We start from the raw sequence: 15,930 nt of genomic DNA on the forward strand, positions 1-15,930 counted from the left end.
TTTGTCTAATTGTGTTTAACTTTGTCCAATTATTTGAATACTGTTGATAGCCCTTCTGCCTCACAGGAGTGCGCATTCCCTCACAGGAGTCGGTGTTCCGCAAGCGAGCTGGTGTCGTCGCGGGTTCCGACCGCTTGCGTCTGATGCCGACGCGGGGTCGCACCGCTTCTGCCTTACCCTGACAATAAACCTCCTATGTAAACCGGATTTGGTATCATTCTGACTCCTAAGAAATACCCTAGATATTTGTAGCAAACATTTATCAATTTAGTATCACACCTACCACCTAACACCTAAGAATTTTATTATCACGCTATTAAGTGGATGTGGTATTATATCATGTTCCCCCGGAGGGGGAGCTACGCTAACAGATAATCAGTTATAAAAAAACCTTCTGCCTTCTGCCTTCCTTCCTCCAAAGTGTAACTATTCAACCGAACATGATATTATTTGGTAATTTTACTCGAAATGTTGTCTTTCCCGGTTGACTTTCAAAATCAATTTTTCCCTGATGTTTGTCAACAATTTTTTTGACAATTTCTAACCCTAAACCGCTACCTTCTCCTGTAGGTTTAGTCGTAAAGAAAGGTTGAAAGATTTTATCTTGAATCTCTGGAGGTATACCTGCTCCAGAATCTGTAATTTCCACCACAAGATTTTGATTTTCTACCCCCACTTGAATTTCTATTTTTCCCTTTCCATCCATCGCTTGAATTGCATTGTGGATCAAGTTGGTCCACACTTGTACCAGCTCATCACCATAGCAAAGAATTTTGGGAATATCTTGATAGTTACGAACCACTTCTACACCCTTTTTCAGATAGTTGTGGTACAACTCCAACACAGTTTCAATACCTTCAGTAATCTCAACTAACTGTTTTTCTCCACTGTGGTCGTAACGGGTGTAGCTTTTAAGGGCAAAGACTATTTTTGAAGCTCTTTCCACAGCGTTGTTAATATTTTGACTGTTGCTGTAAAGGCGGGCTATATCGTAGGCAATTTGCACAATTTCGTGGGCATGAGGAGTTTGCAGTAAAGATATTTGAGATTCAAGGCCATGATGTAACCCTGCTTCGGCGATCAGGTGAGCTAGTTGTTTGGCATTGGTAATATGCTCTGATTCAAGTTGTTTGGTAACAGTGCGTTTAATTTGACGTTTTTCCCTGGTACTGAGATTGGTTTGGTTATTCAGGGCAAGTTGTAGGAAGCTAAAAAAGTTGGTTTGTTGTTGTGGGTTGAGCAGGGGTAACAGTTGAGGTAGTTGAGACAAGGTTCCTTCGAGAGCTTTGTCGGTGTTACCGATGGCAGCACGAATAGCACCAAGGGGTGTATTAATTTCATGGGCAATTCCGGCGACTAGTTGTCCGAGGGCTGCCATTTTTTCGGATTGAATTAATTCATTTTGGGTGGTTTTGAGTTCTTGCAAAGTTTGGGAAAGTTTTTGGTTGTTTTGCTGCAATTCCTCTGTGCGTTTGGCAACTTGTTGTTCCAAGGTATGGTTGTAGTTTTCTAGTCGTTGGTAGAGGCGGGCATTTTCGATGGAGATGGCTGCTTGGGCAGTAAATAGTTTGAGAATTTCGATGCGATCTGGGGTGAAAGCTTCTGTGGTAAGGCGATTTTCTAAGTAGAGGATACCGATTAATTTTCCTTGGTTAATGATCGGAGTACAACAGAGGCTTTTGGGTGGTTGTTGAATGAGGTAAGGATCTGTGCTAAAGGTTTTATCTTGTTTGATATTGTTGATGAGCATTGTCTTTTGAGTCCGTTTGACAGTATTAATGATGCTAATAGGTAAGTTATCGGTTTGCTCAAGGGGAATGATAGATAGATCACATTGGCCATGCTCGAATTTTGCTGCTATTTCCCAACTGCCAGAGCTTTCTAAAATTAAAGTTCCTGCGTCTGCTCCAGCGTTTTCGAGGACTATATGCATTAGTTTGGATAGCAATGTATTAAGTTCGATTTCCTCGGATAGAGCTTGGGAGGCTTTGATAGCAGAGGTAAGATCGAGGTAAGAAGTGGTACTGGTGAGTGTAGTTTTGCTGGAGGTTGTGCTACTGCTGGAATAGGGTTGAGGTTCCGATGCTTGGAATATGGGGGCGAGGAGTTGAGGATAGGTTTGCTCCAGGTGGTCAGTTTTGGCTTTTGCCCCCCATCGGGCATAGCAATAGTAGGCTTCTTGCATATAGCTAGCAGAAATTTTCTCTTTTCCCCAGTCGAGGTAGAATTTCGCAGCTAGTTCGTTGGCAAGGGCTTCTTCTTGGATGTATTCGTTTTCCTTGGCTCCAGCTATGGCGCGATCGTAGAATTCAATTGCTTCTGTTGTGTTTCCTAATACTCGGCATTTTTCCGCTTCTACAAGATCGACCTTATGTTGATAATTCATCGGAGCATGGTGTGCCCAGTACTGTTGCAGTTGTACTTGATTTTGTTCGACTTGCTCAAATTTCTCTGATAGTTCCTGTAATTGTGAACCGAAAGCTGCTATAGTAATCAAAGAATCATAAAAATAGAATGCAGGCTCACCAACTGTTCCACTGCCAGCCATTAAATATTGTTTTAGTTCAATTGCAGAGTTTTGAGCAGATTCAATGTCCCCGAACAGGTAACAAAGCATCAGCTTGTATGAATAGAACATAAACAACCCAAGCAAGTCATGGGCTGAAATGAGTAGAGGCACAAGTTTTGATTCTTGGAGAGCTTCTCCAGACAAAATACTCGGATGCTCTGTAACCCCTAGCAAATTTAAAATAGGTTGCCAATGAATTCGAGAGTAATTAGCTGTTATTGATTGATTCAATTTTACCAATCTATTGCAGTAAGCACGAGTATCCTGCTCCAAGGTAACAAGGGGTTGACCACACCAAAAAGCATTGAGACAAAAATTGTGGGCACTATACCCAACAGACTCTAATTGACCAACTTCTTCCGCAGCTGTGTAACCTTCTCGCATGAGTGATAACGTTTCTTTTGTATGAAATTTGCGATGCCAAACAGAAAATACAGTTATGCAGAATACTTGGGATTTTATTACTTTTTCATCTAGTTTGGAAACGATTTGGATTGCCAACTGACCAAATTTTACTCCTGTCTCTACATCTTTAAGAAGAGTGCAAGAAATCGCACCATAGTAAGCATAAGCATAAGCTGAGGTCAAGGTATTTCCATATTGAATGGATAGTTTAACTGACAAACAAACTACTAATGGTAATAGGAGAGGATCGGCAATGTGAATCGCGGATAAGATGCTATTCGCAATCTGCATAATACCGATTTTTTCTCTGTCTGTCATCATTGGTTGGTTAACCAAATCTGCAATTTTTCGGTCTCCAATTAGCTTTTCAATTTCGGTAATAGAATTTTGAGTATCTTTCTCTGTGGGAGTTTTGGGAAAAGTAACACTTAACTGTTGCAGGATTTGTTTGGCAATGGCAATAGCTTCAGTTGGTTGATTATCTGAGACTTTTGTGAGAATTTTGATGCGGTAAACATTTATCTGGTCTGATAAAGACCGTGCTTGTGTAATGACTGTCTCAATAAACTTTTCCATAGCCTCGAAGTCACCACATAGGGATGCCAATTCAGCCGCAAAATCATGAAACGCTAGACTCATTTCATATTGTCGCTGCCAAGCATTTTCGCCCAGCAATGATAATCCAGTGCTGGCATATTTACAACCCGCTTGATAGGCAGTGGCTGCTCTTGCTTTACCACAAGCAATCAGGTTAAGCTCGGCTAGTTCATCGCATTCGGTTTGTTCAGTCATTAAAGTCATTCCATAGTTTAACTGAGCAACTAACTCAAAAATACGTTCTTCTCGGTCTTCGGGAGAAATCTTTTGTAGCAGTAGCTGGCCAATGCGGTAGTGGGTAATTTGTTTTCGGTCTTGGGGAATCAGAGAATAAGCTGCCTGTTGAACGCGATCGTGCAAAAAGCGATAATTGACGACAACTCCTTCAACCCTATTATTCTCACTTTGTTCCGACTGAAAAAACTTATAGGTTTCGCTTTCAGGAATGACAAATCCCTCTTGCAGAGCTGGCCACAGATTCACAGCGACTTCCTCTTGACTTCCCTCACACACCATCGCCAATGTTGCTAAGTCGAACTGGTTGCCAATGCAAGCTGCTAGCTTTAATACTTCCTGCGTTGCTGACGGTAGTTTCTGCAACCTTCCTACCATAAACGCGACTACATCGTCTGTTAGTGTCAACTGCCGTACTTGCCTCAAGTCACACTGCCAGTACCTCGCCTCGGCCTCAAAGCTAATCCAGCCATCCTCGTACAACCCCTGCAAAAATTGAGTAGTAAAGAATGGGTTCCCCTGAGTCTTTTGATATATTAACTCAGATAATGGTATCGCAACTTCTACAGAACACCGCAACGTATCGGCAACCAAACGAGTAATATCTACCTCATCCAAAGGAGCAAGGGTCAAAGTATCAATGTTTGCACCCTGTTTAGTCATTTCATCCAGAGTCAGCATCAACGGATGGGCAGGAAAAACCTCGTTATCTCGATAAGCTCCCAGCACTAACAAATAACCCGCTTCTGAATCTTCCATTAGCAGTTTCAGCAGGTTTAATGAAGCTGAGTCTGCCCACTGTAGATCGTCGAGAAAGATAACTAGAGGATGTTCTTTAGTAGTAAATACTTGCACAAATTTACCAAACAGCAAGTTGAAGCGATTTTGTGCTGCACTGCCTGAGAGTTCCGGTACAGGGGGTTGTTTACCAATAATCCTTTCTAGTTCCGGAATCACGTCAATGATGACTTGCCCACTTGCTCCCAGAGCTTTGAGGATTTTTTCCTGCCAATTGGCTAATTCTGCATCCGATTCACCGAGCAATTGTCCCATTAAGTCTCGGAAGGCTTGTAAGAAAGCTGAAAAAGGAATGTTGCGGTTAAACTGGTCGAACTTGCCTTTGATAAAGTAGCCACGTTGCTTAACAATAGGTTTGTGAACTTCGTTGATAACGGCAGTTTTACCAATTCCTGAAAATCCTGCTACGAGCATCATTTCTACTCCCCCCTTACTAAGGGGGGTTGGGGGGGATTCTTCCAGAAGGGGATTAGCCACACGATCGAAGGAATTGAGTAAAGTTTGAACTTCTTTTTCCCTTCCGTAGAGCTTCTCGGGAATAGTAAAGCGATCGCACAAATCCCGTTCCCCAAGCTTAAACTCGGTAATTTCTCCTTTAGTTTTCCACTGCTCGAGACATCGCTCTAGATCGTATTTTAAACCCAAAGCACTCTGATAGCGCTCCTCGGCATTTTTTCCCATTAACTTAAGCACCACGTTCTTAAGCATTGCAGGGATTTCCAACTGTTTGTTGCTTGCGGGAAACTCCGCTGCCCGAGCAATATGACAATGCACTAATTCCATCTTATCGTTACTTTCAAAGGGTAACTTCCCAGTCAGGAGTTCAAAAAATGTCACCCCTAGAGAATAAAAGTCAGTACGATAGTCAATACCTCTATTCATTCTTCCAGTTTGTTCTGGAGATATGTAGGCGAGGGTTGGGTAGGACTTTAACTATAACAGGTTTGCCTTCCCTTTCTCGGATTGCTTTGTAGACTAGGGTACGAGTTCCGAGATAAATTTGGTCGGTTTGTTGATAATTTGTTAAGTTAAGCATAATAATTAGAAATGAATTATTTAAGCTGTGCAAATGAACGAAGGCAGAAAGTTGAAGGCCGTTCACGTAACCTGCGTTACGCAGTTGGCGTGGAAGTGTTTCCAACTAATCCGCATTAAACCCAGCGGGGGGGTTAGGAGAAACATTAGAGTTGTTGGGAAATAAAGATTGAACAATGCTCAAAAGCTTACCGTATAAGGTTTTCATTATTTCATGATTTAAAACGCTATAAACATTGACTAATAAGGGTTTGAGCTATTTTTTGAGCTTAATTCCCAACAACTCTAATAAAAATGATCGCTCACCCTTTTGTTAGAAACCTACTCTTGTAAGCTTCACCACTCCCTCACTCCTCTGACTAAAGTTGAATCTTGGTAATAGCAATATTACCCGCAAAGCAAACATCTACATCTGTGCCGGGAGTGCGATCGCGTTCTTCATATTTTCCGGTATAATAAAAATTCTCTCCTTCCATTTGATAAGCTACTGGTAATGGTTGGGTTGATGGCATACAAAATACCATTTTTGGATCTGGTGCTTCGGGTTCTAAATAAGGAAAGTTTACATTCCAAAAAGCTCCTGGTTCAAGGGGACGGTTGAGTAAATCTGCTAATACTATCTCTGCTAAATGAGTTACTCTTTCCCAATTCACAGGTTTTTTTCCTTGACGATATTGAGAAAGGGCTATTCCTGGAATTCTGTGAAATGCTGCTTCCCTTACTGCTGCTACTGTACCAGATATATAGACATCTACACCCATGTTACCTCCTGAGTTAATGCCTGAAAGCACCCATTTGACATTTTGATTGATATGTGTTATGGCAATTCTAGTACAATCTGCTGGTGTACCGGCGATCGCATACTCAACCTCAGACAGAGTTTGAATATTAATTGATTCTTGAGTGGTAACTTGATGTCCACAACCAGATAATTGTCCTTGAGGAGCGACAATAATACTTTTTTTAGAAGATGCTAAGGGTAAATTGACATTATTGATAGCTTTCCAAAGTGCTTTAATACCAGGAGCGTTAATTCCATCATCATTAGTAAGAATAAAGGTCATACTTTTTCAGAGTTTGAGTTTAGCTAGTTGAAAATTTTAACATTGGTTTTAGGGAACAGGGAACAGGGGATAGAAAACAAATAAAGTATAGATACACCTCATTAGACTGAGAAACGCTATATATTAAATCTAAGTTTTGAATACATAACATAGAAAAAATATATTACTGTACTATTCAATACATTTATCTGATAGTCAAAAGTAATATTTATTGTCTAAAAACTTGAACTGGCAATAACTTCAGAAATTAATAAAGCTTTGATCGTCAACTAAAAACAATAGCTGATAGCTGATGGCTGACGGCTGTTTGCGCAGCATTCCGGAGGAAATGCTTACATTGTGTTACACTTTTTATCATACAGATCGAAGAGTAAGAAAGTCAATGTATGTTACTGCCTGCTGTTTTACATCCTGATATAGTTGAATTTCTCCGCAAAGATGCGGAAAGTAATTTACAAAAAAAAGTATGGGAATGTATTAAAAAACTAAAGCAGCAAAAATTTGATAGTGGGTTACGAGTTAAAAAGCTGAAGGGAATAAATAAAAGAGTATGGGAAGCTAGAATTAATAGTGCTAGTCGCTTAATTTTTACCTACAATAAATCAGCACAACCAGAGACAGGAAAAATGCAAGTTTATCTAGCAATTCAAGATATTTGTGTAGACCATGATGATGTATCGCGACGTGCTAAAGCGAGGAAGAAAAGTCCTGATTCAGAATGGTTAGAAACAGAAGAAGTAGAAGTGGTTTTAGAAACTAGTAATTTTCAAAACCAGAATAATTACAGCGATGGAAATAGTCAATACTCAGCAGCAGAAAAAACAAATATTGAAATAGTAGAAGCTCTAGAGTTGGAACTCAGTTCAGATTTTATAGATGATGAATTGTTAGGAAATATTCAGTGGCGAGTATTGGAGTCGGAAACGGAATGGCAAAAGGCAATTATTGAGCAAAATACGGATTTACCTTTAAAGCTAACAGCAGAAGAGTATGATCTTGCTAGACTTTCAGGAAATCTTTTATTAAATGGTAGTGCTGGTACAGGTAAAACCACAGTGGCATTATATAGAATGCTGCAAAAAAGAAAGTATAACAATTCAGGGAAACGTTTATATATTGCTTATAATCATTTGCTAGTTAATTATGCAGAAGAACAGTTTGATAAAATAGTCGCAGATAGTGAATTAGAAAAAACAGAAAATTATCAAATAAATCAAATATTTTTTGAGTTTAAAAATTTTCAGGAATTATGTTTGGAAATTATGAGTAGCTATCATCAAGAATATTATGTTCAAGATGAAGTAAATTATCAAGTTTTTTCGGAAATGTACAAAGCACATCCTCGAAAAAAACAATATCCAACGGCTTTAGTATGGGAAGAAATTAGAAGTGTTATTAAGGGTAAACAGTTGGCTATTACAGAAGATATTTTGTCTGAAAAAGAATATGAAAAAATTAGTAAAAATAGTATGATTTGCTTGGATGAAAAACATCGAAGAGAAATATATAAAATCGCAAAATGGTATCAGAAAAAGCTGCAAAAAGAAAAATTGTATGATGAAATTGATTTGGTCAGAAAAGTGTTGAGATTGATTGAAAATAATTATAGTGAAAAATACGATCTGATTGTTTGTGATGAGGTACAAGATTTAACAGAAATACAATTAGAGTTATTATTTAATTTAGTTAGTTCCAATGGCAATTTATTTTTTGCTGGCGACTCTTATCAAATGATTAGTCCTAGCGGTTTTCAATGGGAAAAACTAAAACATAAATTTTATCCTCACAGAAAAGTAGATAGACAAACCTTAAAATTTAATTTTCGTAGTGTAGGAAGCTTAGTAAATTTAGCCAATCAACTACTAAAATTACGTTCTCGATACTTGGTAGAACCCACAGAAAGTTATTCTAATACAAACAGTAGTAATGGTCAATTAGCTAGAACAATTTCAGCAGATTTTTCAATATTAATAAAAACATTAAAAGAAACATCTTTATATCCTGGCGATGCTATTTTAGTCAGACAAGAATCAGATAAAGAAAAAATTAGAGCCGAACTAAATTCTAGTTTTGTTTTTACAATTGAAGAAATAAAAGGATTAGAATTTGATACAGTTTTTCTCGTTGATTTTTTTCAGCCTAGAAAAAAACTTTGGGGTAAAGTTATACGCGGTGGCTTACTAAAAGAAAAAGAAAAACCAGCATTTCAACTAGAATTTAATTTACTTTATGTAGCAATTACCCGTGCTAGTAGAATATTAAATATTTGGGAATCACAACTTAGTGCGCTCTGGCAAGAACCAGAATTAACAGGTTTATTTCAATCAATAATTCCCGAATTAGTAAGAAGCGATCGCGTAAATCCTAGCTCAGAAACATGGTGTAAACAAGGGGAATATTATTTGAAAGCAGGATTCTATCAACAAGCAAAAGAATGCTTTGCTAAATCCGGCGATCTAATTTTAGAAAAACAAGCTCAAGCCAAATTATTAATTCAAAAACAAGCTTATGAAGAAGCAGCAAAAATATTTTTTGAACTAAAAGAATGGCAAGAAGCTGCACTACTATTTGAGAAATTAAAAAAATGGCAATCAGCAGCAATATGTTGGAGAAAAATTGGAGAAAAACAGAGGCAAAAAATTTGTGAAGCTTACAACTTAGAAATAAATTTAGAATGGTTAGCAGCAGCAAAAAAATGGGAAGAGCTAGAAAATTTTGCTGATGCTAAACGCTGCAAGATGAATATTCCCGAAAAAAAAGCAGAATACCAAGCTATTGAATTTGAAGAGAAAAAACAATGGCTTAAAGCTGCTGATGAGTATGACTTAGCCAAAATACCTCAGAAGGCAGCATTGTGTAGAGCCAAAGAATTTGAAAAGAAAAAACAATGGGAAAAAGCTATTATTCAATATCAAATAGCAGGAATGAAAGAAAAAGCCAAAAATTGTCTATTTCAAAGAGTAAATGAACTGCACCAACAAGGATTGATTAAACTACAAAAAAGAGATAATGTTGGCGCTCTAGAAAACTATAACCGAGCAATAAGACTAGACCCAAATAATCATCAATTGTACAAGAATAGAGGTATTGTAATGGCTCAATTGGGAAGCTTAAAGGCAGCAATAGCAAATTTTCACAAAGCATTAAAACTTGAACCCAAAGATGCCCAAATTTATCATAATTTAGGGGCAGCTTATGCAGAATTAGGCAAATTAAATCAAGCCATAGCTCTTTTTTCTCAAGCTCTGAAATTTAATCCTCAAGACTCTCAAATTTACTATAACTTAGGAGTAGTTCGTTTTAAAGCAGGAGACCCACAAAGAGCGATCGCAAATTACGCTCAAGCAATAAAACTTCATCCCACAAAAATCGAAGCTTACTATAGCCGAGGTATTGCCCGGCGCTCCCTTGGTGACTGGCAAAGTGCAATTGATGATTTCACCACATTATTAAAACTCAATCCTCAAGTTGTAGATGCTTATACCCAACGAGGTAATGTTAAGTTTGATATGAAAGATATAAAAGGAGCAATGGCTGACTTCAACGAAGCAATTAAACTTAACCCTAAACATCCTGAAGCTATTTACAACCGAGCTATAGTTCGTCGTTTGATGCAAGATAACAATGGCTCTCTAGAAGATTTTAACCAGGTAATACAAATTAATCCTAACTATGTAGATGCTTATATCAAACGGGGTATAGTTCGTTTCGATCTCGGAGAGCATCGTGGCGCTCTAGAAGACTTAAATCATGCAGTGCAACTTCAACCCAAAAATGCAGAAGCTTTTTATCATCGAGGTAACACTAAGCGAAGTTTGGGAAACTTTCCCGGAGCGATCGCTGATTTTCAGACCGCCATAAATCTCAACTCCCAATACCATCAAGCTTATAACGACCTTGGCATTGTACGTCTGAAAATGGGAGATATAGAGAGGGCAATGAAAGACTTTGAAGTAGCCATAAAAATTAATCCTAACTATGCTGAAGGTCATAATAACCGAGGCTTTACCAAATGTAAATTAGGAGATATAGAGGGGGCAATGAAAGACTTTGAAGCAGCCATACAAATTAATCCTAACTATGCTGAAGCATATAATAATCTTGGAAATGCTCGCTTTCAATCAGGAGATTTTCAGGGAGCTATTGATGATTTTGGCGAAACTATACGTATTCATCCCAACTATGTTCCTGCTTATAATAATCGAGGTTTAGCTCGTTTTAAATTAGGAGGCTTTTCTGAGGCTATCGCTGATTGTCAAGCAGCGCTAAAAATAAACCCTAACTATGGTTTGGCTTACTATAATTTGGGCTTAATTCACTGTGAAATGGGAGATTTGCAGCAAGCGATCGTAGACTATAGTGAAGTATTAAAATTGTATCCGAGAAAAATAGACGCTTATATTAATCGAGGGTTAATTTATATGAAGTTAAATGATTATGCTCAAGCGGTTAAGGATCAAAGCAGTGCTATAGATATTAATCCTAATCTCGGTCGCGCTTATTTTTGTCGTAGTGAAGGATATATGAAATTAGGAAACATTCAAGCGGCTCTTGATGATTTACACAAAGCAGTAGAAATTTATCAACAACAAGGAAATAGACAAGAATACGAAAAGATTGTCAAGATTATTAGACATCTCCGACAATAAAAAATAAAATCAATTATTGCACAGAAATTATCAATTCTTTTCCTCTACTGCCTACAGCAAAGCTGCCTACTGCCTCTTTTCCGGAGATGTCTATTGATAGTATGAAAGACGATGAAGAAATTGGCGTTGGTAAAGCACGTGTATGATATTGATCTTAATTATTTAGGAGTCAGGAGTCAGAAGTCAGAAGTCAGGAGGGAAGAAAGAAGTAAAGAGGAATAGAAGGAGAAAGTTTTTCGGGGAGCGTAAACGTTCAGCGGAACTATGCGTCAGCAAAATGGAGTTTGATCGCGCTCTTATCCGGACATGATATCATACCTCAAATTACCAACGCCAAGAAATTTAGTGGCTGCCCGATTTATTTTAGCAACAAACATTGAACCCAGACTCCGACCTACATTCTGCACGATAAAATGTAGCAACCGAAGAAGGAGTCAGGAGAAAGGAGACAGAATTTGAGAAGAAAATCATAGCTGCCGCGATCGAGTAATCAATTAAGCAAGTATTTATGCGTGAATTTTTTACTCGGAATTTGATGAACGAAAAAATTCATTAATGGATAATGGATAATTACCTCTGGTTAAAACCGCTACGGAATTGAATATCAGGAGATATTATTTGTTCTCTTGGTCGATTGGATATGGCGTTTGCTACCGCAAAGCTCCGATAACGCGTTTGCGATAGCATTCCGAAAGGAAAGCGTCCCGGAGGGAACGGAGACCGGCTCTTGCAGAGCAGCTCCGAAGATCGCCATCCCACCCTACGGGTGCGCTCCGAAGAGCGACCGCTGTCTTGGTCGATTGGATATGGCGTTTGCTAGCGCAAAGCTCCGCTAACGCGTTTGCGATAGCATTCCGAAAGGAAAGCGTCCCGGAGGGAACGGGGACCTCGCCATCCCACCCTACGGGAAGCTGCGCTTTTCGCGCCAGCGTTGCAAAGCAAACGACCGCTTTTTTTCCCCTTAAAAGGGGAGGCTTCAAGGCGCGAATTATTTAATTATTAATTATTAATTATTAATTATTAATTATTCGCGCCTTGCTGATTAAAGATAAAAGCATTGACTGATATTGCTTTCAGCCTTTTTTTGTCAAAAAAAGTGCAAGGCTTTTAGCTGTTTTTGTCTCAAAATACTAATACTTTTCCCCTGAGTATTAAAAAATTTGGCCGTAGCAGATAGTCTAAACTCTTCCCTGTTCCCTGTTCCCTGTTCCCTACCGCCACTAAAAGACTTTTTCAGCAAACCCTAATTCGGTAATTTAAGATGATTTGCATAGTATAAATACTTACCAAGCTACGGATTCATATACTACTTTTAATGTTACGCTCTTGACCTGCGGAATGTGGTCATGAACCTATCCCACTAATAATATTTTTGCTCAAAACCTTAAATATTTTGAGAATTAAAAACAAAAAATTAAGCTTTTCAAATAAATTTTACTTAAACAAATAAGCTTGTTTAAAATAGTGGAATAGGTTCATTATCAATGAATATTTAGGGTTTGCTGATTAAATATCAAAGCATTGACTGATATTGGTTTTAGGCTTTTTATGTCTATTAAAAGTATGAGCTTTTCAATTGCTCAGTTAAAAAAGTGAGGATTTTCGGCTTTTGCTACCGGAAAAATCACTCTGACTATTGTGTTGGCCACTGAACCTGTAATTCCCATTTATTCTACGTTCTAACTACTCCCTACTCCCTACTCCCTATCCCAGCAAACCCTATTTAGGACTGGTTACAAATTGTAATACATATTTACTTAATATTACTTATTAAATTTTAATCAGTATTTTACTTGACATATTCTTAAATCAGAATTATTCTTAGAAATAACAGAGTTAACTAACCTACCCAGAGAAGAAAACTATGCACTTGTCCAACTCTAATTGAAAACCACCATGCTAATCAATATCCACTGGTGAGGTTTTTGTTGGTGCTAAGTCTTATAGAAAGTTTGTCTTCTAACTTTCTCGGTTGCAATATCTGAACCGACACAAAGTCAAGTTTTCTCGTAACTGGAAAAAAGCACAACTTAAGATAGCTCAATTGCATAGCAAAATAGCTAATATCAGAAAAGATACATTGCATAAACTGACTACTTATTTGGCTAAAAACCACAGCTTTAGAAGGTTTAAATTTTGTTGCACCTAAACAAAAGGTTGCTATAACTGCATTTCAAGATATTCGTGAAGAGCAGAAGTTAGTTATTTGAGTGCCTTAGATTCCTTCCGCTCATTCAAAGACTATTTTTTTGTTCAAACTGCAAACATAAAAATCAAGAAAATAATCGCCATGAAATTTCCAGAATTTATATCTAGATTACTTAATAAATACCGCCTAGTATTCGTCATAGGAATAACCGTTGGGCTAATTTCTTGCTTCTCAACCTTTAGTAGCGCCCAAGTTCCCATGCAAACTCTAGATAACGGTGCATCCGTAGGTGACAACCAAAACTCTCAAACGGCTGGATCTAGTGGTCCAGTCTTACTCCAAGACAGTCATCTCATTGAAAAACTTGCCCGCTTTGACCGAGAACGCATACCCGAGCGAGTCGTACACGCTCGAGGAACAGCGATTCATGGGGAATTTGTTAGCACTGCCGATCTCTCAAATATCACGGTTGCTGCTCCCTTTCAGGGTACTGGTAAAAAAACACCTGTATTTGTGCGATTTTCTAGCGTCATCCATTCCAAAGGATCGCCGGAAACCCTCCGAGACCCTCGAGGATTCGCAACGAAGTTTTATACCGATGGAGGCAATTGGGATCTCGTGGGCAACAACCTTCCGGTCTTCTTTATTCGCGATGCAATCAAGTTCCCGGACATGGTTCATTCTCTTAAGCCTTCACCCATAACTAATAAACAAGATCCTAATCGCTTTTTCGACTTCTTCAGCCACATACCAGAAAGCACCCATATGCTGACTCAGCTTTATTCTGATAAGGGAACGCCCAAAAATTATCGAGAAATGGACGGTAATAGCGTTCATGCTTATAAATTTGTCAATCGCAACGGAGATTACCAATATGTCAAGTTCCATTGGAAAACCCTGCAAGGGGAGCATAACATGAGCGCCAGTGAAGCGAAGTCAATGCAAGCAGAGGATTTTAATCATTACACCACCGACTTGTACGCTAATGTGCAAAAGGGCAATTATCCCAAGTGGGATCTCTACATTCAAACCCTGAATCCAGAAAATATCAATAGTTTTGATTTCAATCCTCTCGATCCAACCAAAATCTGGCCGACAGATTTAATCCCCGAGCGCAAAGTTGGTACGATGACCCTTAACCGTATGCCTACGAACTTTTTCCAAGAAACAGAGCAATCTGCTTTCGCTCCGAGTAATATGATTCCTGGTATTGAACCTTCTGAAGATCGACTGTTACAGGGACGCTTGTTTTCCTATGCAGATACGCATCGCTATCGGTTAGGAGTTAACCACATGATGCTCCCCATCAATCGTCCGAAAGTTGAGGTAACTAATGGTAATCAAGAAGGTTTTGCCAACATCATGAGCTCTAACTCTGATGTAAACTACGAGCCTAGCAGTCAGCAAACCTATGGAGCGACCGAAGTCTTTAAACCATCAATGCTACCAATTTCAGGGACGACTCAGAATTTCCCGATTGAGAAAACTCATAACTTTGCCCAAGCAGGAGTTTTCTATAGCAAGTTAAGCAAAACCGAGCAGGAGCATTTGATATCCAATTTTGCTGGAGATCTCATTCAAGTTAAGGATGCTGGCATTCAAACCGAAATTCTGGCTTTCTTATACAAGGCCGATCCAGAGTATGGCTCGAGAGTAGCAAAAGCTGTTAATGTTGATGTTAATGCCGTCGAGCAGCGTGCAGCACAGCTAGAAGACTAGCATTCTTAAGGTCTAAATTAAATCTTGAGTCAAATCCAGTGACGGGATTCGCGACACCAAATTTACTCTAACTCCTTTGAGGCCGGGATTTGAATGGGTCAATTAATCAGGACTTACGCACAGCTTTATGTAGTAAGGTTTAAGGGCCGTTAACCTCTACAAATGGTGTATAGTTTAATCTTTTGCGTAAGTCTCAATCCTGTCATTTCGGTTATCAATTATCAGCTATCAGTACCTCTCGCTGAAGCAAGAGGCGGGAGAGCAGGAATGTTCTCTTTTTTTTTATCCCCTTATATCATGTCCGGTTGAATACTTATTATTAAAATAGTAGGGGAGCGGGGGAGTGGGGAGTAAGGGAGTAGGGAAAATAGAAAGATTTATTGTTTAAGCACTTATGATAAGTTTTTTCATCACACTCTTATCCGGACATGATATTAATACCAAATTGATAAATGTTTGCTACGAATATCTAGGGTATTTCTTAGGAGTCAGGAGTCAGGAGTCGTATGGGGATGACTTTAATACCATTTTTTAGAGCGTAAATTATATTTTTTGTCAAAGGGACATCTCCTGTAAAGTCTTTTTATCGCTCTTACTATTCGTAACATTCTTTTTTCAAATTGGTATAAAACCTACATTCCGCACGATAAAACGCAGCATATAGCGCTTTTCACATGGATAGACTACAGTTAGTATGGGCAACCCAAAAGC

At 38.6% G+C, this 15,930-nt stretch carries 6 protein-coding genes and 1 pseudogene; 3 read left to right on the forward strand and 4 right to left on the reverse strand.

From position 1 onward, the window contains the following. Window positions 1-430 precede the first annotated feature (430 nt). The 4 genes and pseudogenes from AC3DU7_RS08070 to surE all read right to left on the reverse strand — a co-directional run bounded on the left by AC3DU7_RS08070 (window position 431) and on the right by surE (window position 6,702). The gene (locus AC3DU7_RS08070) at window positions 431-1,006 is read right to left on the reverse strand and encodes a sensor histidine kinase (protein WP_488038841.1); all 576 of its coding nucleotides are present in this window, start codon (window positions 1,004-1,006) and stop codon (window positions 431-433) included. A gap of 276 nt (window positions 1,007-1,282) precedes the next feature. After that, a pseudogene (locus AC3DU7_RS08075) lies at window positions 1,283-5,521 on the reverse strand (ATP-binding protein); the annotation flags it as partial. After that, window positions 5,478-5,639, reverse strand: coding sequence for a hypothetical protein (locus AC3DU7_RS08080; protein ID WP_488038836.1), 162 nt, complete (start codon window positions 5,637-5,639; stop codon window positions 5,478-5,480). The pseudogene AC3DU7_RS08075 and the gene AC3DU7_RS08080, both read right to left, overlap by 44 nt. A gap of 358 nt (window positions 5,640-5,997) precedes the next feature. Continuing rightward, window positions 5,998-6,702 carry a 5'/3'-nucleotidase SurE gene (surE, locus tag AC3DU7_RS08085; protein WP_488038837.1) on the reverse strand — a complete coding sequence of 235 codons (705 nt, stop codon included), beginning with the start codon at window positions 6,700-6,702 and terminating at the stop codon, window positions 5,998-6,000. 386 nt (window positions 6,703-7,088) lie between these two features. On the opposite strand from surE, the gene AC3DU7_RS08090 reads away from it, so the two are divergent. The 3 genes from AC3DU7_RS08090 (at window position 7,089) to AC3DU7_RS08100 (ending at window position 15,219) form a co-directional block, all read left to right on the forward strand. Continuing rightward, window positions 7,089-11,351 (forward strand): tetratricopeptide repeat protein, encoded by a 4,263-nt coding sequence (locus AC3DU7_RS08090; RefSeq protein WP_488038838.1) that lies wholly within the window; start codon window positions 7,089-7,091, stop codon window positions 11,349-11,351. A 1,972-nt stretch (window positions 11,352-13,323) separates the two neighbouring features. Then, window positions 13,324-13,500, forward strand: coding sequence for a transposase (locus AC3DU7_RS08095; protein ID WP_488038839.1), 177 nt, complete (start codon window positions 13,324-13,326; stop codon window positions 13,498-13,500). A gap of 57 nt (window positions 13,501-13,557) precedes the next feature. Beyond that, window positions 13,558-15,219 (forward strand): catalase, encoded by a 1,662-nt coding sequence (locus AC3DU7_RS08100; RefSeq protein WP_488038840.1) that lies wholly within the window; start codon window positions 13,558-13,560, stop codon window positions 15,217-15,219. Window positions 15,220-15,930: the final 711 nt, after the last annotated feature.

It is taken from the genome of Okeania sp., from assembly GCF_983059655.1.